General features: G+C 73.1%; 21 protein-coding genes. 15 read left to right on the top strand and 6 right to left on the bottom strand.

Features of this window, described 5'->3' with window-relative positions:
* Positions 1-43 precede the first annotated feature (43 nt).
* The 4 genes from AB7F12_RS16955 to AB7F12_RS16970 all read left to right on the top strand — a co-directional run bounded on the left by AB7F12_RS16955 (position 44) and on the right by AB7F12_RS16970 (position 4,905).
* Entirely contained in the window at positions 44-1,435 is a 1,392-nt protein-coding gene (locus AB7F12_RS16955; RefSeq protein ID WP_428502005.1) for an acyltransferase family protein, read from the top strand.
* Positions 1,436-1,481: 46 nt separating this feature from the next.
* Positions 1,482-2,138, top strand: a complete 657-nt coding sequence (locus tag AB7F12_RS16960; protein ID WP_428502004.1) for a hypothetical protein — start codon at positions 1,482-1,484, stop codon at positions 2,136-2,138.
* A gap of 7 nt (positions 2,139-2,145) precedes the next feature.
* Positions 2,146-2,796, top strand: a complete 651-nt coding sequence (locus tag AB7F12_RS16965; RefSeq protein WP_428502003.1) for a nitroreductase family protein — start codon at positions 2,146-2,148, stop codon at positions 2,794-2,796.
* Positions 2,797-2,898: 102 nt separating this feature from the next.
* Positions 2,899-4,905 carry a hypothetical protein gene (locus AB7F12_RS16970; protein WP_428502002.1) on the top strand — a complete coding sequence of 669 codons (2,007 nt, stop codon included), beginning with the start codon at positions 2,899-2,901 and terminating at the stop codon, positions 4,903-4,905.
* 205 nt (positions 4,906-5,110) lie between these two features.
* Here AB7F12_RS16970 and AB7F12_RS16975 read toward each other — a convergent pair whose 3' ends face one another.
* On the bottom strand, positions 5,111-5,686 hold the full coding sequence (locus tag AB7F12_RS16975; RefSeq protein WP_428502001.1) for a hypothetical protein: 576 nt from the start codon (positions 5,684-5,686) through the stop codon (positions 5,111-5,113).
* A 247-nt stretch (positions 5,687-5,933) separates the two neighbouring features.
* Between AB7F12_RS16975 and AB7F12_RS16980 the strand changes: the two genes are divergently transcribed.
* The 9 genes from AB7F12_RS16980 to AB7F12_RS17020 all read left to right on the top strand — a co-directional run bounded on the left by AB7F12_RS16980 (position 5,934) and on the right by AB7F12_RS17020 (position 14,295).
* Positions 5,934-6,428: a hypothetical protein gene (locus AB7F12_RS16980; RefSeq protein WP_428502000.1), complete on the top strand. Its 495-nt coding sequence runs from the start codon at positions 5,934-5,936 to the stop codon at positions 6,426-6,428.
* Positions 6,429-6,655: 227 nt separating this feature from the next.
* Positions 6,656-7,420 carry an IclR family transcriptional regulator gene (locus tag AB7F12_RS16985; protein ID WP_428501180.1) on the top strand — a complete coding sequence of 255 codons (765 nt, stop codon included), beginning with the start codon at positions 6,656-6,658 and terminating at the stop codon, positions 7,418-7,420.
* On the top strand, positions 7,417-7,977 hold the full coding sequence (locus AB7F12_RS16990) for a flavin reductase family protein (RefSeq protein WP_428501181.1): 561 nt from the start codon (positions 7,417-7,419) through the stop codon (positions 7,975-7,977). Before AB7F12_RS16985 ends, AB7F12_RS16990 begins: the two co-directional genes overlap by 4 nt.
* A gap of 2 nt (positions 7,978-7,979) precedes the next feature.
* Entirely contained in the window at positions 7,980-8,351 is a 372-nt protein-coding gene (locus AB7F12_RS16995) for a cupin domain-containing protein (RefSeq protein WP_428501182.1), read from the top strand.
* Positions 8,352-8,603: 252 nt separating this feature from the next.
* Complete coding sequence (locus AB7F12_RS17000) at positions 8,604-9,638, top strand: ABC transporter substrate-binding protein (RefSeq protein WP_428501183.1); 1,035 nt, start codon at positions 8,604-8,606, stop codon at positions 9,636-9,638.
* Positions 9,635-10,465, top strand: coding sequence for an ABC transporter ATP-binding protein (locus AB7F12_RS17005; protein ID WP_428501184.1), 831 nt, complete (start codon positions 9,635-9,637; stop codon positions 10,463-10,465). Before AB7F12_RS17000 ends, AB7F12_RS17005 begins: the two co-directional genes overlap by 4 nt.
* A complete protein-coding gene (locus tag AB7F12_RS17010; protein WP_428501185.1) occupies positions 10,462-11,271 on the top strand; it encodes an ABC transporter permease in 810 nt (269 codons plus the stop codon). The genes AB7F12_RS17005 and AB7F12_RS17010 overlap by 4 nt, the downstream gene beginning before the upstream one ends.
* A complete protein-coding gene (locus AB7F12_RS17015; RefSeq protein WP_428516631.1) occupies positions 11,253-12,791 on the top strand; it encodes a GMC family oxidoreductase in 1,539 nt (512 codons plus the stop codon). Before AB7F12_RS17010 ends, AB7F12_RS17015 begins: the two co-directional genes overlap by 19 nt.
* 34 nt (positions 12,792-12,825) lie before the next feature.
* A complete protein-coding gene (locus AB7F12_RS17020; RefSeq protein WP_428501187.1) occupies positions 12,826-14,295 on the top strand; it encodes an aldehyde dehydrogenase family protein in 1,470 nt (489 codons plus the stop codon).
* 25 nt (positions 14,296-14,320) lie between these two features.
* On the opposite strand, the gene AB7F12_RS17025 is transcribed toward AB7F12_RS17020, so the two are convergent.
* Both AB7F12_RS17025 and AB7F12_RS17030 read right to left on the bottom strand, forming a co-directional pair.
* On the bottom strand, positions 14,321-15,076 hold the full coding sequence (locus AB7F12_RS17025) for a decaprenylphospho-beta-D-erythro-pentofuranosid-2-ulose 2-reductase (RefSeq protein WP_428501188.1): 756 nt from the start codon (positions 15,074-15,076) through the stop codon (positions 14,321-14,323).
* Positions 15,077-15,079: 3 nt separating this feature from the next.
* Entirely contained in the window at positions 15,080-16,453 is a 1,374-nt protein-coding gene (locus AB7F12_RS17030) for an FAD-binding protein (protein ID WP_428501189.1), read from the bottom strand.
* A gap of 132 nt (positions 16,454-16,585) precedes the next feature.
* Between AB7F12_RS17030 and AB7F12_RS17035 the strand changes: the two genes are divergently transcribed.
* A complete protein-coding gene (locus AB7F12_RS17035) occupies positions 16,586-18,346 on the top strand; it encodes a hypothetical protein (protein ID WP_428501190.1) in 1,761 nt (586 codons plus the stop codon).
* Between the two features lie 306 nt (positions 18,347-18,652).
* Positions 18,653-19,261 carry a DUF1707 domain-containing protein gene (locus tag AB7F12_RS17040; RefSeq protein WP_428501191.1) on the top strand — a complete coding sequence of 203 codons (609 nt, stop codon included), beginning with the start codon at positions 18,653-18,655 and terminating at the stop codon, positions 19,259-19,261.
* Positions 19,262-19,288: 27 nt separating this feature from the next.
* Here the strand turns inward: AB7F12_RS17040 and AB7F12_RS17045 are convergent, their stop codons facing one another.
* The 3 genes from AB7F12_RS17045 to AB7F12_RS17055 are packed head-to-tail and all read right to left on the bottom strand — an operon-like array spanning position 19,289 to position 21,275.
* On the bottom strand, positions 19,289-20,038 hold the full coding sequence (locus AB7F12_RS17045) for an ABC transporter permease (protein ID WP_428501192.1): 750 nt from the start codon (positions 20,036-20,038) through the stop codon (positions 19,289-19,291).
* On the bottom strand, positions 20,035-20,937 hold the full coding sequence (locus tag AB7F12_RS17050) for an ABC transporter ATP-binding protein (RefSeq protein ID WP_428501193.1): 903 nt from the start codon (positions 20,935-20,937) through the stop codon (positions 20,035-20,037). Before AB7F12_RS17050 ends, AB7F12_RS17045 begins: the two co-directional genes overlap by 4 nt.
* Positions 20,934-21,275, bottom strand: coding sequence for a winged helix-turn-helix domain-containing protein (locus tag AB7F12_RS17055; RefSeq protein WP_428501201.1), 342 nt, complete (start codon positions 21,273-21,275; stop codon positions 20,934-20,936). Before AB7F12_RS17055 ends, AB7F12_RS17050 begins: the two co-directional genes overlap by 4 nt.
* Positions 21,276-21,279: the final 4 nt, after the last annotated feature.

The following is a 21,279-nucleotide window of genomic DNA, read 5'->3' on the forward strand; positions in this document are numbered from 1 at the left end:
GGGACGCCCGTTACGGGCAATCCCGTTGCTCGTTCAGTCCGATGTGACGACCACCGCGCCGCGCGCCACCCGACAGCCCGAGGTGCGGGCGCTCACCGGACTGCGGATCGTCGCAGCGGTCTGGGTCGTCGTCTTCCACTTCCACTTCACCGCGCTCGGCGGCGTCGCCGACGTCGTGGCCGCGACCGGACCGGTCCTGACTGCCGGTGCACTCGGCGTCGACATGTTCTTCGTGCTCAGCGGGTTCGTGATCGCCTACACCTACCTCGACGTCCTCGGCCCGCGACTGCGCGCCCGCGCCGCCGGCCGCTTCGTCTGGGCCCGCACCGCGCGGCTGTGGCCGGCCTACGTCGTCGTGCTCGTCCTGTTCGGCGCGTGGGTCGTCGCGCGCCACGTCGTCGGCGGGGGCGGCCCCGTCGTGTTCCAGGCCGAGCAGCCCGACGTGACCGTCGGCGCCTTCGTCCGCCAGCTGCTGCTCGTCCAGCTGTGGGACAAGCCGTACTTCGACGGCGCGTCCTGGGTCGGCCCCACCTGGTCGATCAGCGCCGAGTGGCTCGCCTACCTGCTCTTCCCCGTCGCCGCGGTGGTGCTGTACCGGATGCGGCGGCTGCCGCGCCCGCTGCTCGCACTGGGCGCGCTGCTGCTGATGACGCCCATCGCGGCGGCCTACGTCGTCACCGGCAGCCCCTACTTCCCGTGGAGCTGGCTCGTCCGCATCCTCGGCGGGTTCGGCGCCGGCGTCCTGGTGTTCCTCGTGGTCCGCCGCCTGCGCGTGACCGCCCGCAGCCGCCGGGTCGCCTCCCGGGTCGCCGACACGACCGCGGTGCTCGTCGTCGTCGGGTTGTGCGTCGGCGAGCTCGCCGGCGAGGGCCGCGGCGGCGCCGTCATCGTGCTGTTCCCGGTGCTCGTCGGGGCCCTCTCGATCGCCGACGGCGGCCTCGCCCGGCTGCTGTCGACGCGCGCGTTCTGCTACGGCGGCCGCGCCTCCTACAGCCTCTACCTCGTCCACATCCCGATCTTCGAGGTCTACTGGCTGGCCATGGCCCACATCCCGGTGCTCACCGGGCCGACCGTCGCCGCACACGTCATCGGCGGGCTCGTCCTGCTCGCGACGTTCCCCGCCGCCGCCCTGCTCCACCGGTTCGTCGAGGCGCCCGGAAGCCGCATCATGCGCGCCCACATGCCGTCGTTCCTGCACGAGGTCCCCGCCGGGAAGGCGGGCCGCACGACAGCACGGGTACGGCCGACGAGCAGCGGTCCGGCGCGCGGCCGCGGGCCGCTGCTCGGCGCCGTCCCCGTCGCCCGGACCGTCTCCTACGGCCCGCCGCGGCAGCGCACGCCCCGGCACGCCGCCGGCACCGTCGCCCGCCCGGCGCTCGTGCCCTCCGCCGCGGCCCGCCACGCCCGCCGCGACCCCCGCGCCGCCCTGTCCTGAGGACGGTTCCGCGCCGGGCCCACCCCCGGGGATGATGGGCGTAACCATGACCGACGACGCCCCCACCCCCGATCTGCCCATCCAGTCCGACGACCCCGAACTGGCCTGGCACCTCAAGCTCGTGCGCCGCTACCTCGGCGCCGGGCCGTACCTCGACTTCCGGTGCGCAGGCGGGCAGCGCCTGCGCCGGCTCGCGCAGCACGGGGCGGCGACCGGCTTCACCCCCGACGACGCCGTGGCCCGCCTCGCCCGCGCGGAGGCCCCCGGCTGCCCCGTCGTCACCGACCCCGCCGACCTCGCCGACGACGGGTTCCGCGGCGTCGTCGCCGTCGACGACACCGGCGCCCTCGACGACCGCGCCGTCCTCGACGCGATCGCCCTGTGGCGGCGCGTCCTGCGTGGTGACGGCCGCGTCCTGCTCCAGGCGCCCGACGCCGGCGGCCGCGGCGCCTGCCTGCGCCGGCACGAGCAGACCCCCACATGTCGTGACCACGCACGCTGGACGGAGCTGCTCGGCGAGGGTGGGCTCCGCGTCGTGCACGCGGGCAGCGACGGTCTCACCCGCCCGCCCTACGGCCGCGTCCCCGCCGGTCTGGACCTGCGGACGGTGTCCGCGGCAATGCAGTACGCGGCCGGGCGACTGTACCTGCCACCCGGCACCGGGGAGTCCTCGGTGTTCGTCCTGGCGCTCGTGGGGCGATGATCGGGGCATGACGGAACTGCTCCCGCTCGACCCCGACCAGCTCCTCACCACGACCCGCTCCGTGCGCAAGCGTCTCGATCTCGAACGGCCGGTACCGCTGGAGATCGTCAAGGAATGCCTGGAGGTCGCCCTGCAGGCGCCTTCGGGCAGTAACCGTCAGGACTGGCACTGGATCGTCCTCACCGACCCCGACCTGCGGCGGAAGGTGTCGGAGCTCTACGCGCGCTCGTTCGACGCCTACCGGAACTCGCCCGGCTACGGCGGGTTCGACCCGAAGCACGACGACGCCCGGCAAGCCGTCCAGACGCGGGTCGCGGGCAGCGCCGAGTACCTCGCCGAGCACATGGCCGAGGCGCCCGTGCTCGTCATCGGCGCGATCTACTCATCCGTCCCGCTGAGCCAGGACAACCAGGCCGGCACCTGGGGGTCGCTGCTGCCCGCGGCCTGGAGCCTGCAGCTCGCCCTGCGCGCCCGCGGCCTCGGCAGCGCCTGGACGACACTGCACCTGGCCTACGAGAAGGAGGTCGCCGAGCTGCTGGGCATCCCCGAACGGGTCCGGCAGGGCGTCCTGCTCCCCGTCGCCTGGACGAAGGGCACGGACTTCAAGCCGGCGCCCCGCCAGCCGCTGGAGAAGGTTCTCCACGTCGACGGCTGGTGACACGCTGCCGTCATTTTCACGCCCGCGGCCCACGGCGCCAATAGCATGGCGTCGAGGTCCGGGTGGGGGCCTCGTCGGTCCTGATCGGATGGAGTTCCCGGCGTGGCGACGGTAACCGGGGCGGGCGCAGCCGTCGGGCCTGGCGTCGCACTGCCGGAGCGGAACCGGTCGCGGCGGCGTCGCTGGGTCCGCGCCGCGTCCGTCGGCCTCGCCGCGGGCGGAGTGGTGCTCCTCGGCCGGGTCACCGGGCTGCTGAACGGCGGCCCCGGCCTCCTCGTGACGATGGTGCTCCTCCTGCTGGTCCCGACGTCGCGGGAGTTCTCCCGGCGGGTCCTGCTGACCGGCTGCGTGCTCGTCGGCTGGCTGCCCGTGCTCTGGTGGATCGACCTGCCGACCGCCGGACCCGGCCGGATGACCGTCGCGCTCGCCGCGACGGCCGCGCTGCTCGCCGCGTGGGTCGCGGCCGGGGAGGGCAGCGACAGGCGCGCCCGCGCGCTGCTGCCGCGGTTCCGGGTCGTCGACGCCTACCCGGCGCTCGCCGCCGGCCTCGGCTGCGTCGTCCTCGCGCCCTGGCTGCAGATCAAGACGCCGACGCAGTCGCTCGGCATGCTGATGCTGAGCTGGGACAACTCCGCGCACTTCAGCATGTTCCACATGATCCGCACGACCGGGGTCACGGTCGACGCGCTGCCCCCGCCCGCCGGCGGTGGCACGTGGCAGTTCGCGAGCTACCCGCAGGGCTTCCACACGCTCGTGGCCGCGATCGTCGAGATCGTCGACGGGCCGCAGGTCGCCTCCGTCGGCGGGGAGCTGCTCAGCTACACCCGCGGAGTCGCGCTCCTGATCATCGCCGCGACCGCGCTGCTCGTCGCCGGTCTCTGCGCCCTCCCGGTCCTGCGGCGCAGGTCGCTGGTCGCGCTGCCGCTCGCCACGCTCGTCGCCGCCGTGTTCCTGCTCGGGCCCGGCGCGCTCGCCTTCTACGACGGGTTCGGCAACTTCGTGCTCGCCTGCGCGATGGTCGTCGCCGTCATCCTCGTCGCGGTCCCGATGGCCCGCGTCTTCACCCCCCTTCACCTCCTCGCACTCACCGGTGCGGTCGTCGGCGTCGCCCAGGGCTGGGCCCTTCTCGGCGTGCTCGCCGCACCCGCCGCCCTGGCGGTGCTGCTCCCGTTGCGGCGCGGCCGGTTCCGCAGCCGGCCGGTGCCGCTGCTGCTCTCCCTGCTCGTCCTCGCCGCGGCCGCCGCCTGCCTGGTGCGGACCGTCGTCGTCCTCTCCGCGGTCGCCGCGGAGAACCCCCTCGTCCTCGCGGGCGGGGCGAGCGAACCCGACTACGGGCTCACGATCGGGGCCGCCGCCGCGTCGATCGCCGTTCCGATCGTTGCACGCTGGGCGACGTGGCGGCCCGAACGACCACGGCTGGTCGCGCTCGTCGCGGTGCCGGTCGCGGGCGTCGTCTGCAGCGTCGTCCTGATCCTCATGCAGCTCGCCGCGAGCGGCGCCGTCACCTACTACGGATACAAGTTCATGACGGCCGTCGAGATCGTCCTGCTGTGCGTGGTCGCGGTGCCGCTGGCCCACTTCGGGCGACGCGTCACCCGCCGTCGCTGGCTGGTCGCCCCCGCCGCCGTCCTCTCACTCGCCGTCGCCGCCTCGGCCACGCAGATGTTCGGCTGGACCTTCGCGACGATCCCGCAGGGGCCCACCGCCGGCCTCGACACGGCGGCACCCGCCGGCCTCGTCAGCCGCGAGCTGGAGTACCGGCTCATCGCGAGCCCGCCCAGCACGGCCGACCTCACGACGTACGTGGCGGCAGGGGTGCCCGACGTCCCCGGCGTCCTGGTGTTCCTCGACGTCACCGACGGCTACCCGGTCGACCCGACGATGGCCGCCCAGTGGTTCTTCGCGCTGACCGACAGCTGGACGCTCGAGGGCAATGCGCTGGCCGGCGACGTCCGGCTGCGCGGTCGCTCGCCCGAGGCGTGGGCCGGGGTCGCCGAACGGCTGCTGCGCACCCGCGACGACGTCTACGTCGCGGTCCGGCCGGCGGAGGCGGCGCAACTGCGTGCGCTGCTGCCGACCCGGCTGGGCAGCCGGGTCGTCGGCCTCTGATCGTCCGGTCGCGGGAACTCCGCGCGCCCGTGTCGCCGTGCTCGGCTGCTCGGGCGGGACGTTCCCCCGGAGCCGACCACGACACCCGGCGCAGGACGTCGACGGCCGCGCTCCCGGGCGGGGTGGTTCGCGACGGCGGCCGCAACGACATCGGGCCCCGGCCGCGGGAGGCGGCGGGGGCCCGGCGATGTCCGGCTCGGGTCGATCAGGCGGCACCCGCGAACGTGAGGTCGAGGGTGTTGGGGTCGATCGCGACGACCACGCCCTGGGAGTAGGAGCCACCGACGGTGAGGTTGTCGACGGCGTCCACGGACTGGGTGTAGTGGATGAAGTACGGCGTGGCCGTCGGGGTGCCGTCGTGGTTGAGGACCTGCAGCCACACACCGGTGGTGTTGGTCTTGAACGCGTCCCACTGCGTGCCGAAGGTGACCGTCTGGCCCTCCCCGATGATCGTGCCGACCGGCGGCTGGACGGTCATGTCACCGCCGTCGTAGGAGGTGACCTTGAGCAGCTGGCCGAACTGACCGCTGGTGAGGTTGCGGATCCCGATCTGGTGGTCGAAGGCGGCGGGGTCGGCCTTGTGGGCCTTGGTGACGGGGGTGAGGTCGGTCATCGGGCCGGTGCTCGGGGTGCTGGTGCCCGCGACGGCGCTGCTGACCGCGGCGGGGCCCTGCGCACCGGTCGCCGGGGTGTCGGCGAAGGCGACCCCACTGCCGATGGCGCCGAGGACGACGGCGCCGAGGACGACGGCGGCGGACTTGGTGGCGATGCTCCTGCGCATTTCGATCTCCCTGGCTCGGGTCCGGTGCGGACCTCGGTGTTGCTGACACCAGGAACGATGCCGCGCGGCGGGCCCCGCGGACGTCGGGCTGCCGGCCGGTTCCCGGGGTGACGTGCGTGTCGGGTGATCGGGGGACACCGGGTTCGGTCGGGTCGCCCGTCGACCGGTCGAGGGCGGGCGCGCGTGCGGGGGCAGAGGCTCGGACACATCAGGAACGCACGCACCGACAGTTCAAGGAGTAGCGATCATGTCGATCTTCGCCAAGTCCGCCGCCGTCCTCGCCACCGCCGTCGCGCTCACCGGGATCGGCGCCGGGGTCGCGCTCGCCTCGACCCCCGCCGACTCGCCGGCCCCCGCGGCGACGAGCAGCGCCACCGCGCAGAACCTGACGTTCGTGAAGGGCTTCGACTTCGTCGACATGGACCCCACGCCCGGCATGTCGCTCGAGTACACGGGCGCCACGAGCAACTACATCGGCGCCCTCGACTCCGGGCCCGCGATCGGCACGACCATCGGTGACGGGCAGTCGTTCCAGGCCTTCGACGTGACCTGGTTCGCCGGCAAGACCGACACCGTCACCGCCCACTTCCAGGAGGTCGACGGCCAGGGGGTGCCGACCGGCAGGTCCATCGACGTGAACATGTCCGTCGACATGTGGAACACCCCGAGCATGTCGCTCGCCAACGAGAACGGCCTGACGAACACGGTCCAGGGCGACAACACCACCTGTGACATCAGCTGAGCGCCCGGCACGCAGTGTGCCCCGTGGCGTCGGGGGTGGTCACCGGCGACCGTTCTGCGACCCCTCTTCCGGCCACCCCGGCTGCGGATTCTCCGAGGTCCGCGACCGGGGTTCCCGCATGCGCAGCGTTCTCGGGTGCGTCATTGCGCTCTTGCGACGACCGTCACGTGGACGTAGCATTCCCTTGTACGGCATAGATATGCCGCATCGTGGAACAAGAGGTGAAGATGACGGGAGTCCAGTCAGTCGCCCGCTCCCTGGCCGTCCTCGAACGGCTGGCGACCACCGGTGGGGCCGGCGTCCAGGAGCTCGCCCGCGCGCTCGACCTCGCGCCCTCGACCGTGCAGCGCCTCGTGGGCGCGCTCGTCGAGGCCGGGATCGTCGAACAGAGCCCCACCGACCGGACCTACCGCGTCGGGCTACGGCTGTTCCAGTGGGGCCAGGCCCCGCTGCGGCGGATGCGGGTGCGCGAGATCGCGAAACCGTTCATGCAGGAACTGGCCGTCGAGGTCGGGGAGACGATCGCACTCGGTGTGCTCGACGACGGACACGTCATGCACATCGAGTGGATCCCGGCTCGCCACCTCGTGCAGCCCCGGGTCGGGATCGGCGACCGGGTGCCGGCGCACACGTCGTCGGTGGGCCGCTGCCTGCTCGCCTGGCTGCCCACCCACCGCCGTACCGAGGCCCTGTGGCTCTCGGTCAAGGCCGACCCGGCGGGCACCGCCCCCGCGGCGGTCGAGCAGCAGCTCGCTGCCGTCCGGGAGGCCGAGTTTGCGCTGGTCGCGGACTCGCCCGCGAGCATCTGCACGGTGGCCGTGCCGGTCCGCGGCCCGGGCGGTGCGGTCGTCGGCGCGATCGGCATCGGCGGCCCCGCCACCCGGTTCGACGAACAGCGGGCCCGCGCCCTGGTCCCCCGGCTCACCGAGGTCGGCGTCGCGATCAGCGCCGGTTGCGGTGCCGAAGGCGACCAGGGTCGGGGGACCGCATGAGCACCCGCGAGACGACCGCCGACCCCGCGGAGCGCGAGATGCTGCGCTTCCGGGAGTCGCTGCGCCACTTCCCCAGCGGCGTCGCGGTGGTCACGATCCCCGACCACGACGGTGTCCACGGCATGACCGCCAGTTCGTTCACCTCGGTGTCACTGAGCCCGCGGCTGTGCTCGGTGAGCGTCAACAAGCCCGGCCGGATGCACAGTCTGCTCAGCGGCACCGACGGCACGTTCGGCATCAGCGTGCTCACCGACGAGCAGGGCGGGGTCGCCGATCACTTCGCCCGCCGCCCCTGGGCCGTCGCCCCCGAGATGCCCACGCGCCGGCACTCGGGCACCCCGGTCGTCGCCGGCGCGCTGGTCTGGCTGATCTGTCGCAAGTGGGCCGCCTACGAGGGTGGTGACCACACGATCTTCGTCGGAGAGGTGCTCGACCACGGCAGCGACACCGACGGAGGCCGGGCCCCGCTGCTGCACCACAACTCGACCTACCACCGGCTCGGCACCCCCATGGGGGCTGCCGCGCTGCCCGCCGACGCGACCGCCGAAGGAGAGTGACCGTGGACTACGTCATCGCCGCCGAGGACTATGCGTGGAACGAGCTGACCAACCCGAACGTGCCGGGGGTCGGGTTCGCCTTCACCGAGAGCGTGATCGACTCCGACTACACCGACGTCTACTCCGCCCAGCTCGGCCGGATCGGCCCGGGCGGTAGCTCGAAGCTGCACACCGACGACTACAACCACGCGTTCTACTTCGTCTCCGGCACCGGCACGGTGCAGATCGGCCGCCAGACCTGGGACGTCACGGCCGGCACGATCGTCAAGATCCCGAGCGGCAAGGCGCACGGGTTCGTCAACACCGGTGCGGACGACCTCGTGTTCCTCGTGATCTACGACCCGCCCTACGTCGCGGGCAGCCGGCACGCGTAGGGGACGCCTCCACCGCGCTTCCCGTCCCCGCCCCACCGGTCACGACCGCGCCGCCGGGCGCGCCGTGGGCATCCGCACGGCCCGCACGACCCTGGCGACACCGACCTGGTGATCCTGACGAATCTCACTCGTCGCGACGGGCCCGGGTCCGACCACGATCCCGTCCTGCCCGGACCGGGACCGCCCCGTTCCACCACCCCCAGGGAGATCGACGATGTCGTACCTCGCCCTACCGACCGGGTCCGTGTCGCCATGAGGATCCGGACCCTCACCCGTCTCGCGGCGGCCGCCACGGCGCTCGCCGCGCTCGCCCTCGCCGGTTGCGGCTCGTCCGGCAGCGCGCCCGCGGCCGGCACCGGCGTTAAGCTGGGGATCAACCCCGCGCAGGTGCAGTACCTGCCGATCATGCTCGCCGCCGACAGGGGCTACTTCCGCGACGCCGGCGTCGACGTCCAGATCGTTCCCTACCAGGGCTCGGCCAACGCCCAGATCCCGCTGCTGGCCCGGGGCGACATCGACCTGTCGCCCGCCGTGGCCGGGCCGTCGCTGTTCAACCAGTACACGCAGGGCTTCCGGATCAAGCTGCTGGCCAACCTCACCGCGCCGAAACCCGGCTACCGCGACGGCGTCGTGTTCGTCGTCCGCAAGGACGTCTGGGACAGCGGCCGGGTGCGCACGATCGCCGACCTCAAGGGCCTCGAGGTCGACGCCTCGGCAGAGGGCAACCCGGTCGACTTCCTCGTCCGGGAGGCGCTGGCCGCCAACGGGCTCACCCCCGCCGACGTGTCGCTGACCCACAACGCCCGCACCCCGTCGGACTCGGTGGAGTTCCTGCGCGGCAACGTCGTCGACGTCACGGCGATGTCCGAGCCGTCGGCCACCCAGGCCGAGCAGCAGGGGCTGGGGGTGCGCTGGCTCGGCTACCAGGACGTCATCCCGTGGTTCCAGGAGACGTTCCTCGCCGCGTCGGAGACCTTCGCGCAGCAGCGCCCGGACGACGCCCGCAAGGTCATGGCCGGCTACCTGCGGGCGGTCGAGGAGATCAACGGTGCGCAGGGGAGATGGACGCCCGAACTGCTCGCGGTGGCCGCCAAGTGGACCGGCCAGTCGCCGGACGTGCTCACGGCCATGGGCGGGCTGATGTACTGGAACGCCGCGCGGAGCATCGACCAGGCCGGGCTCGACCGGGTGCAGCGGTTCTGGCTCGACACGAAGCTCGTCCAGTCCGCGGTACCGATCGCCGACCTCGTCGACACGGCCGCCGCCGGCACCGGGAACGCCCGATGAGCGCGGTGGACACGTCGCCGGCGACCGCGCGGGACGCGTGCATCGACGTCGCCGGCGTCGGGAAGACCTTCCCCTACGGCCGCGGCGAGCAGGTCGTCGCGCTCGACGACTTCCACCTGCGCATCGGTGCGGGCGAGTTCCTCTGCATCGTCGGGCCCAGCGGTTGCGGAAAGACGACGCTGCTGCGGATGCTCGCCGGGCTCGAGTCCCCGACCAGCGGAGAGGTGGGCTGGTCGATCCCGTGCGCCGACCGCCCGCTGCGCTCGATGGTGTTCCAGAACCAGGGCGTGTTCCCGTGGCTGACCGTGGTCGACAACGTGGCATACGGGCTGACGGTGCGCCGGGTCGGTAAGCGGGAACGGCGTGCCGTCGCCCGGCACTGGGTCGACGCGCTGGGCCTGGGCCGGTTCGCGAACGCCTACCCGTCGCAACTGTCGGGCGGTATGCAACAGCGGGTCAACATCGCCCGCGCATTCGCCAACGACCCCGCCGTGCTGCTGATGGACGAGCCGTTCGCCAGCCTCGACGAGCAGACGAAGCTGATCCTGCAGGACGACCTGTTGCGAATCTGGGAGGGCACCGGCAAGACCGTCGTGTTCATCACGCACTCCCTCGACGAGGCGATCACCCTCGGCGACCGGGTCGTCGTCATGTCGCGGCGGCCGGGACGGATCAAGAAGATCGTCGACGTCCCCCTGCCGCGCCCGCGCGACGCCATGGACCTGCGCAACGACCTCGACTTCGTCGCCCTGCGGCAGAAGGTGTGGGAGCCGCTGCGGGCCGAGGTCGCCACCCTGCGCGGCGAGCAGGACGGGGCCACCTCATGAGCACCGCCACCCTCACGCCGCCGGCCCCCGCCGCGCCGCGGAGCGCCGGCCCCCGCCGCCGACGCAGGCTGCTCGCGGTCGCCAGCCCGCTGACCCTGATGCTGCTGTGGGAGCTGCTGTCGCGGTTCGACGTCGTCGACTCGCGGGTGCTGCCGCCCCCGACAGCCGTGCTGGTCCGCATCGGCGAGCTCACCGCGGGCGGCGATCTGCTCCCGCACGTCGAGGCCACCGTCGTCCGGTTCGCCGCGGGGCTCTCCCTCGGCGTCGTCGCGGGCACGCTCGTCGGGCTCACGATGGGCCTGTTCGCGACGCCCCGGGCGATCCTGAGCCCGATCATCGCGATGATCTACCCGCTACCGCGGATCGCGATGTTCCCGCTCATCCTCATCATCGTCGGGTTCAACGAGCGGGCCAACATCCTCGAGATCACGCTGGCGCCGTTCTTCACGATGGCGATCAGCACGATGGGCGCGGTGCTGGCGATCGACCCCGTGTACCGCGACGTCGCGCGCAGCTTCGAGACCGGAACCCGCGACCTCTACCTGCGGGTCACGCTGCCCGCGACGCTCCCGGCGATCATGGGGTCGCTGCGGGTGTCGGTGGGCCTCGCCCTCATGTCGACGACCGCGGTGGAGTTCCTCGCCGCAAGCTCCGGGCTCGGCTACCTCATCTGGCATGCCTGGCAGATCCTGTCGCTGAAGGACTGCCTGGCGGGCATGGTCGTCGCCGGCATCCTCGGCAGCGTCGCCTACCTCGCCGTCGGGGTGCTCGACCGGTGGCTCGTGCCGTGGCAGCGACGCACGTGACCGGGTTCGACTACGTCGTCTGCGGATCGGGGGCCGCCGGCTCGGTCGTCGCCGGCCGGCTGGCCACCGACCCCGACGTGCGCGTCCTGCTGCTGGAGGCGGGCGGCGCCGACTCCGGGCCCGAGGTGCGGCTGGCCTCGTCCTACCCGACGGCACAGTTCCCGGCGCTGTTCCGGGAGTACCGGACGGCACCGGACCCGCAGCTGGGCGGGCGCTCGCTCGTCCAGCTCGGCGGCCGGGTGCTGGGCGGGGGCAGCAGCGTCAACACGATGGTCTGGGCCCGCGGCCACCGCGACGACTACGACGGCTGGGCGAGGACCACCGGCGACGCCGCCTGGGGCTACGACGCCGTGCTGCGCCGGTACCTGCGCATCGAGGACTGGCACGGCGTCCCGGACCCGCAGCGGCGCGGTACCGGCGGCCCCGTGCACGTCGCCCCCGCGGCCGACCCCAGTCCGCTGGCCACCGCGATGGTGGCCGGCGCGGCGGGCGTCGGCATCCCGGCGTTCGACGACCACAACGCGACGATGATGGAGGGCCGCGGCGGCGCGGCGATCGCGAACCTGATCGTGCGCGACGGGATGCGGCACAGCATGGCCGACGGCTACCTGCACCCGCTGGCGGGCCGGCCCAACCTCACGGTGCTCACCGGCGCCACCGTCGACCGGGTGGTGGTGGAGGGCCGCTCCGCCGTCGGGGTGGAGTTCCGGCGTGGTGGGCGCCGCCGGACCGTCCGCGCCGAGCGCGAGGTCGTGCTCTCGACGGGCGCGTTCGAGACGCCGCGCACGCTCATGCTGTCGGGAATCGGCGACGCCGACGAGCTCACCCGGATCGGCGTGCCCCTGGTCGCGCACCTGCCGGGCGTCGGGGCGAACTTCGTCGACCACAGCCTCGTCGCGACCTGCCTGTTCGAGCCGCCCGTGCCGGTCCCGCCGCGCAACAACAAGGCCGAGGCGACGTTCTTCTGGCCCAGCCGCGACGACCTCGACGTGCCGGACATGCAGCCGTTCCTCATCGAGATCCCGCACCTGACCGAGGCGCACGCCGGGCGCGCCGTGCCGCACGCGTGGTCGCTGTCGCCGGCGATCGTGCGCCCACGCAGCCGCGGCCGACTGCGGCTGCGTTCGGCCGACCCCGACGACACGCTCGACGTCGAGTGGAACCCGCTCGCCGACCCGGACGACGTGCGCGTCCTCGCCCGGGCCACCGAGCTGTGCCGGGAGATCGCCCACTCCCCGGCCATGGCCCCGTTCGTCGCCCGCGAGCTGCTGCCCGGCCCTGTTCGCGGCGCCGAGCTGGACGCGTTCCTGCGCGCCGGTGTCACGTCGTACGGGCACGCGAGCGGAACCGCCCGGATGGGCACCGACGACCGGTCCGTCGTCGACCCGCAGCTACGGGTGCACGGCGTCGACCGGCTGCGCGTCGCCGACGCATCGGTCATGCCGACGATCACCACCGGCAACACCATGGCGCCGTGCGTGATGATCGGCGAGCGCCTCGCCGAGCTCCTGACCAGCTGACCTCCCCCGATCGTCACGACCTCCGAGGTGACCTGTGCTCCGCCTGCAACACGAGAACAGCCTGTACATCGACGGGTCGTGGGAACCCGTCGCCGAGCGGGAGGACGTCGTCAACCCGGCGACCGCGCGGCCATTCGCGTCCGCCCCGGTCGGCGGTCCGGACGCCGCCGCAGCTGCCGTCGCGGCCGCCCGCGCCGCGTTCGACACCGGCCCGTGGCCCGGGCTGCCCGCCCGCCGCCGCCAGGAACTGCTCACGGCGTTCCTCGACGCGCTGGCCCGGCGCCGCGACGAGATCTGCGCGCTGATCGTCGCCGAGGCGGGCGCCGTCGCGACCATGGCGGCGACGCTGCAGTTCGCGGTGCCGCTCAAGCTCGCCCGCCACGTCGTCGAGCTGACGACGCGCGACCCGCTGACCCCGCTGCCGCCGGAGGTCGTACCCACCCCGGACGGTGCATCGGTCGGGACGGGTGTCGTCGTGCGGGAACCGGTCGGCGTGGTCGCCGCCGTCACGCCGTACAACGTGCCGTTCCTGCTCAACGTCGCGAAGGCCGTCCCCGCGATGGCCGCGGGATGCACGGTCGTGCTCAAGCCGTCGCCCTACACCCCGATCGAGGCGCTCGTGCTCGGTGAGGCCGCCGACGAGGCCGGACTGCCGCCCGGAGTGCTCAACATCGTCACTGGCGGGGCCGACGTGGGGACCGTGCTGACCACGCACCCCGACGTCGACCTGGTGACGTTCACCGGCTCCGACACGGTCGCCGAGTCGATCCTCGCGCAGGCAGCACCGACGCTGAAGCGGGTCGTGCTCGAGCTGGGCGGAAAGTCCGCGATGATCGTCCGCGAGGACGCCGACCTCGACCGGGCCGCCGCGGAGGGCCTGCGCGGGTTCACCGCGCACGCCGGCCAGGGCTGCCAGCTGCCGACCCGCCACCTCGTGCACAACACGGTCCGCCGCGAGTACGTCGAGCGGGTCGCGGCACTGGCCGCGGCGTTGCGGATCGGCGACCCCGCCGACCCGGAGGTCCAGATGGGCCCGCTGATCCGCGAGGCCGCCCGCGAACGCACCGCCCGCTACGTCGACGTCGCCCTGGAGTCGGGGGCGCGGCTCGTCACCGGCGGACGCCGCCCCGACGCCGGGCCCGGGTTCTTCTTCGAGCCCACCCTGTTCGACGGCGTCGACAACGCCTCGCGGATCGCGCAGGAGGAGGTCTTCGGCCCCATCGGCGTGGTGATCGGGTTCGACACCGACGACGAGGCCGTCGCGATCGCCAACGACAGCCGCTACGGGCTCAGTGGCGGCGTGCACTCCCGCGACACCGGCCGGGCCTACGAGCTGGCGCTGCGGCTGCGCACCGGCGGAGTCGGCCTCAACGGCGGTGCCGGGACGATCCTGTCGGCCGCGCCGTTCGGCGGGATCCGCCGCTCCGGCCACGGCCGCGAGTTCGGCATCGCCGGGCTCGACGAGTTCACCTACACCAAGACGATCTCGTTCCGCGCGGCCTGAGCGGGCCCCCGGGTTTGGGCCTGAACTAGAGGGGCAGGCGGCGGAAGACCGGGCGCGGGACGTGGCGCAGCGCGCTCATGACGAACCGCAGCGGCGCCGGCGCCCAGACCAGCTCCTTGCGGGTGCGCACGGCGTCGACGACGACCGCGGCGACGGCCTCGGGCGTCGTCGACAGCGGAGCCGCCGTCAACCCCTCGGTCATCTTCGTGTGCACGAACCCGGGCCGCACGACGGTGACCGTCACGCCGTGCGGGCGCAGGGCCTCGGTCAGCCCGGAGTAGAACGCGTCGAGACCCGCCTTGGTGGAGCCGTAGACGAAGTTCGAGCGGCGCGCCCGCTCGCCCGCGACCGACGAGAGCGCCACCAGGGAGCCGTGACCCTGCGCCTTCATCCGGTCGGCGACGAGCACCCCCACCGACACGGCCGCGGTGTAGTTGACCTGCGCGAGCTCGACGGCGTGGGCGGCGTCGGTCCAGGCCTGCTCGTTGTCGCCCAGCAGCCCGAACGCCACCACCGCGACGTCGACGTCCCCGCCGGCGAACGACTTCTGCACGACGTCGGCGTGCGAGGCGAGGTCGGTGGCGTCGAACTCGACGGTCTCGACGGTGCAGCCGCGGCCCTCGAGCCGGGCGCGGGCCTCGTCGAGGCGCGGCGAGGGGCGGGCGGCGAGGACCACCCGCATCGGCCGGTCGGAGGTGAAGGCCTCGACGACGGCGAGGCCGATCTCGGAGGTGCCACCGAGCAGCAGGATGCTCTGAGGGTTGCCCACGGCGTCGATCATCGGTTACACGAGCTCCAGTCGTCGTGACATGTCCGAGGCGAACACGCCGTCGGGGTCGACGGCGGCGCGGATCTTGCGCCACTCGTCCAGGCGCGGGTAGCCACGGCGGATCGCCTCGGCCGAGGTCCGCGACTCCTTGGCCAGGTAGTGCCGCCCGCCGGCGTCGAGGACGATCGCGTCCAGCTCGTCGCACAGCGCACCGAGCCCGCGGCCGATCGGGATGTCGAGACACAGCGTCCAGCCGGGCTTCGGGAACGACAGCGGCGCCCGGTTGCCCTCGCCGAACCGCTTGAGGACGTTGAGCGCCGACACCTTGCCCGCTTTCGTCACCCGCTCCAGGACGGTGCGCACGACGTCGCCTCGCGACGGCGGGACCACGAACTGGTACTGCAGGAAACCGTTGGGGCCGTAACCGCGGTTCCACTCGCCGATGATGTCGAGCGGGTGCAGGAACTGCGTGATGTTCTGGACGGCGCCGTGCTTGGTCGGCGACTTCCGGTACCAGAGCTCGCTGAAGATCTTCCCCGTCAGCTTGTTCAGCATCCCGGGCGGGAAGACGTCGGGGACCGTGAGCAGTTGCGGCGCGTCGAACTTCAACGGCTTGTCGCGCAGCTTCTCCGGGAGATCGGCGAGCGTCGCGTGGTTCGCGCGGGTGAGGATGCCGCGGCCGAAGTGCGCGCCCGTCGTCACCGCGTCGAACCAGGACACCGATTCCGCGTACTTCTCGTCGTCGCGGGTCTGGCGGTCCATCAGGTCGTCGAGGTTGTCGATCTGGTCGGTGTCGACCAGGAAGTACGCCGTCTCGACGTGGTGCAGCTTCAGCCGCGCCCGCACCACGATCCCGGTGAGGCCCATGCCGCCGACGGTCGCCCAGAACAGCTCCGAATCCGGGCCGTCCGGGGTGAGCTCCCGGACCACGCCGTCGGCGGTGACCAGCACCATCGACTCGACGTGGTTGCCGAAGCTGCCGACGACGTGGTGGGCCTTGCCGTGGATGTCGGCCCCGATCGCCCCGCCGATCGTCACCTGCCGAGTGCCGGGCAGCACGGGCAGCCACAGCCCGAACGGCAGCGCCGCGCGCATGAGCGTGTCGAGGCTGACGCCTGCGTCGACGTCGACCAGCCCGGAGTCGCCGTCGACGGAGTGGATGCGCGCCAACCCCGTCATGTCGACGACGCGCCCGCCCGCGTTCTGGGCCGGGTCGCCGTACGAGCGGCCGAGACCCCGGGCGATGACGCCCCGTGGGCCGGCGCCGAGCACCGCGGCGGCGACCTCGTCGGGGTCGCGCGGCGTCACGACCTCGGCGACCGAGGGCGCGGTGCGGCCCCATCCGTGCAGGCGACGCTGCTGGTCGGCGGTGCTCGGCTGGCTCGACATCGCGGGCCAGGCTACGCGGGTCGCCGATCCGCCCGGCGCCCCCTCTCCGAACGAACGGCTCAGTCGCGCAACCGAGTTGCCGGAGAGGGCCGTTCGCGCGATCCGGGGCGTGCCGTGTGTCAGGGTGGGCGCGTGCTCGACGTGCCGACGGTCGTCGCGCCGGTCGAGGGCCGGGCGTGGCCGGCGCGGCTGCGCAGGCCGCCGCCGATCGTGCTGGTCGGTCTGCTCCTGCTGGCGATCTCGCTGGGAATGCAGCACCGCGTCCTGGGCGCGTTCACGACGTCGACGATCGGCGACGTCACCGGCGACCCGGACCTGTTCGGCTGGTGGCTCACCTGGACCCCCTGGGCGATCCTGCACGGAGAGAACCCGCTGGTCACCGACTGGATGCATCATCCGCTCGGCGTCAACGCCATGTGGAACACGACGGTCCCGCTGCTGGGGATCGTGCTGTCGCCGGTCACGCTCACGGCGGGCCCGGTCGCGGCCTACAACGTCGGCATGATCCTGGGGCCGGTTGCGTCCGGGATCGCGATGGCGGCGGCGCTGGGGCCGTGGGTGCGGCGGTGGTCGGCGCGGACGGTCGCCGCGGTGGTCTATGCGTTCGGCCCGTTCCAGGTGGCGCACGCGTCGGCGGGGCATCTGAACATCGTGTGGGCGGTGCTGCCGCCGGTGTTGCTGTACCTGGTGCACGTGTTGTTCGTGCGCGGCACCGACACGCCGTACCGGGTGGGTGCCTTGGTGGGGCTGCTGTTCGCGGCGCAGCTGTTCCTCTACACGCAGACGCTGGCGTTGGGCGTGCTGATGCTCGTCGTGACCGCGGTGTTGCTGGCGGTGCGGTTCCCGTCGCGGGTGCGGGAGCGGCTGCCGGGGCTCGTGCGGGCCGGGGCGGCGTGCGTCGGCGTGTTCGCGGTGGTGTGTGCGTATCCGTTGTGGCTGATCCTCGCGGGTCCGCAGCGGCCGATGTCGACGATCCGCGACCCGCTCTACGGCGTCACCGACCTGGCCAACCTCGTGGTGCCGACGTCGCTCACCGGCGCCCGGCTCGTCCCGTCGGGGATCGCGGACACGATGCGCGCCAACGTCGGCGAGCAGGGCGGCTACCTGGGGCCGGCGATGCTGCTGCTGGTTGTGGTGCTGGTCGTGACGGTGCGGTCGACGCCGCTGCGGCTCGCCGCGGCGGTCGGGCTGATCTCGCTGGTGCTGTCGCTGGGCCCGGCGATCGTGGTGGCCGACCACGAGACCGGGTTCCCGATGCCGTGGGCGGTGTTCACCGAGGTGCACCTCCTCGGCGAGGCGGAGCCGGTGCGGCTGCAGGTCGTCACGACGCTGTGCGCGGCGTTCGTGCTGGCCGTCTGGATCGACCGCATCCCCGCGCTCCGCTGGTTGCCGGGCGTGGGCCTGGCGACGTTGGCGACGGCCTTCGCCGTGCTGACCTGGCTGCCGGCCGACGCCTACGGGGCGCGCGAGGCGTCGACACCGGAGTTCTTCGACCATGCGGCGCAGCATCTCCGGTCGGGCGACGTCGTCGAGACGGTCCCGGCCGTGACGAGTGTGTGGGACGGCGGCGCCCGCCCGATGCGCTGGCAGGCGCAGGCCGACATGCTCTACAAGATCCCGGGCGGCTACTTCATCGGCTCCGACCCGCAGCATCCCGTCCTCATCGAGGCGCCGGTGTCGGCGTACCAGCAGGGCGCGGTCGAGGCGGGTGCCGGGAACCCGCTCACGGTCGCCCCCGCCGACGCCGCGGCGTCGCTGCGGGCATCCGGGGTGACGGTCGTGGTGGTGGTGCCGGAGACGGGCGTCGACACCGCCGCTGTGCTGTCGTGGACGGCTGCCGTCACCGGCGACCCGGGGACGCAGGTCGAGGACGTGTGGACGTTCCGCGTCTGACGCACGCGTCAGCGGCCGGTGTCCCGGTCGACGAACTCCTTGCCGACGTCGGGGAGGAACGAGATCCGCGTCGACGCCGTCGGGCACGAGCACGATGGCGCAGCCGTCGACGGACCCGTGCGCGGCGAGGGTCGCGGGCAGGAGCGGGCCCGGCGCTCAGGTCGAGGACGGGTCGTCGTTCCGGTCGATGCCGCTCGGGTTGCGCAGGTGCGGCACCCCGTCTCGTGGCCCCGGCCCGGCCGGTCGTGCGTAGGGGGCCCCTACTCGGCTCTGACGTGCGGGGCTGCGACGACTAGGCTCGTGACGGTGAGCGTGCAGCCGTCGCCAGGCGAGTCCCCGGGGATCCGCATCTCCGACGCCGACCGCGAGCGTGCCGCGCAACGGCTGCACCAGGCGCTGGCCGAGGGCCGGATCACGGTGGCGGAGCTGGAGGAGCGGATCGCGGTCGTCTACGCGGCCCGCTATGCCTCGGAGCTGATGCCCCCGCTGGCCGACCTGCCCGGCAGCCCGCTCGACGTGACCCTCCCGGCGCCCCTCCCGTCGACGCCCGCAGGGCCGCCCGTGGTCCTGCGCACCGGCATGGGGTCGTTGAAGCGGACCGGGAACTGGCAGGTCCCGGCCCGGCTGCGGGTGCAGTCGGGGATGGGCTCGGTGCTGCTGGACTTCTGTGACGCACAGATCGTGCACCCGGTCGTCGAGATCGAGTTCGAGCTGGGCGCCGGGTCGGCGCGGGTCCTGGTGCCCGACAACGCCTCCGCCGACATCGACGGTCTCGTCGCGAGCATGGGCACGGTGAAGTCGAAGGTGCCGTCGGCCCCGTCGCGGGGTGCGACGCACTTCCGCATCTACGGGCGGGCGACGATGGGCTCGGTCACCGTGCGCCGCCGCTACCGCCTCGCGGGCCACTGGTTCTGACGCCACGCACGACGCCGTCCCCCGGGCTCAGCGGAACCGGCGGCCCTCGTCGCGCCGGTACGCCCAGCCGGCCAGCGCCGCGGTGGCCACGGTCCACACCGCGAACGAGACGAGCGTCAGCACGCTCGGGGCGATGCCCTGCACCGCCCAGACGACGACGTCCCGCGCGCCGCGGGAGGGCAGCAGCTCCGAGATCGTCTGCAGCCAGCCGGGGAACAGCTGCGGCGGCAGGAACAGGCCACCGCCGAACGCGAGCGGGAAGAAGATCAGCTGTGTGACGGGCAGCGCCGCCTTGACGGGCATCGAGTACCCGACGGCCAGCCCGCCGAGCAGGAACGGCAGCCCCGCGACCAGCATCGCGGCCAGCCCGGCGAGGAACCGCAGCGGCGTCACGCTCGCCGCCGTCAGCGCGGCACCGACGATCGTCACAGGCACGATCGCGATCAGCGCGAACACGAACCCGGTGAGCAATCTGCCGACGATCCGCGGTGTCGCCGCCGCCGCCAACGTCCGCACGTACGGGTCCCATGCCTTCTCGCGATCGTCGGCGACACCGACGCCGAACGTGAACAGGAAGCTCGACAGCACGCCGAACACCGCGAGCTGGATCACCGCCGATGTCGCCGCGACCGGGTCGTCGCCGAACCCGAACGGGACGACGAAGAACAGCAGCGACAGCGCCGGGAAGATCGCGGCCGATCCGACCGCGATCGGCACCCGCAGGTTCTCCAGCAGGAGGAACCGGAAATGGGTGCGGGTCAGGGCGAGTGTGGTCATGCCGCCACCTCCGTGAGGGTGAGGAACGCTTCTTCGAGCGATGCGGTGCGGACCTGCAGGTCGTGGAAGGCGACGCCGCTGCGGACGAGGTCGCGGACCAGCTCGTCGGCGTCCGGGGTGTGCAGCCGGTGGCGCTCGCCCTCGATCTCGTGGCGCACCACGCCCGGCAGGTCCGGTAGCGCGTGTGCGCGCAGTTCGACCAGCGACAGGCCCACGACCCGTCGGATCGACGCGGTGTCGCCCTCGGTGAGCACCTTCCCGCCACCGATGACGACGACCCGTTGCGCGAGCTCCTCGATCTCGTCGAGGTAGTGGCTGGTGAGCAGTACGGTGCCGCCGCGGCGGTGGAAGTCGCGCACCCCGTCCCACAGTGCGCGGCGGGCCTCGACGTCGAGTCCGGTGGTGGGTTCGTCGAGCACGACGAGAGCGGGATCGCCGACGAATGCCAGCGCGACCGCCAGCCGACGCTTCTGCCCGCCCGACAGCCCGCCGCACTGGCGACGTTCCAGCCCCGACAGCCCGAACCGCTCCAGGACGTCGGCGGCCGGGAGCGGCTGCGGGTAGTGCCGCGACACGAAGTCGAGCACCTCGCCGACGCGCAGGGTCTCGGGCAGGCCGGTCTCCTGCGGGGTGACGCCGAGCCGACGCCGCCGGGCGGGGTCGGTCGGGTCGCCGCCGAACAGTTCGACCCTGCCCGTGTCGGGCCGGCGCAGGCCGGTCAGCAGGCTGAGCAGCGTCGACTTTCCGGCGCCGTTGGGGCCGAGCAGGCCGGTGATCGTGCCGGCGGCGATGTCGAGGTCGACGCCGTCGAGGGCGACGGTCGGGCCGAAGCGGCGGGTCACGCCGCGGGCGCGGGCGACGTGGCGGTCGGGGAGAACATGGATGGCTGCGCCGGTCATGGCGTCGGGCTCCTGTCCGTGTCGTCGATGGGTGCCGCGGTCCCGTTCGCCGGGTTCAGCAGTGCCTGCAGCGCCGCGGTGTAGTCCTCGAAGGCGCGCCGCCCCTGTCGCGTCAGCTCGACGTAGGTGACCGGGGTGCGCCGCTGGTGGGTCTTCGTGATCTCGACGTAGCCCGCGTCCTCGAGCTTGCGCAGGTGCGTCGAGAGGTTGCCCGCGGTCATCTCGAGCAGCTCCTGCAGCCGCGGGAACGTGATCTTGTCGCCCTCGCCGAGCGACGCGAGGCTGGCCGTGACCCGCAGCCGGGCCTGCGCGTGGATCACCGGGTCGAGCTCGGGCATCGCG

Source organism: Pseudonocardia sp. (genome assembly GCF_050250275.1).
In the GTDB taxonomy this organism is placed as follows: Bacteria; Actinomycetota; Actinomycetes; order Mycobacteriales; family Pseudonocardiaceae; genus Pseudonocardia.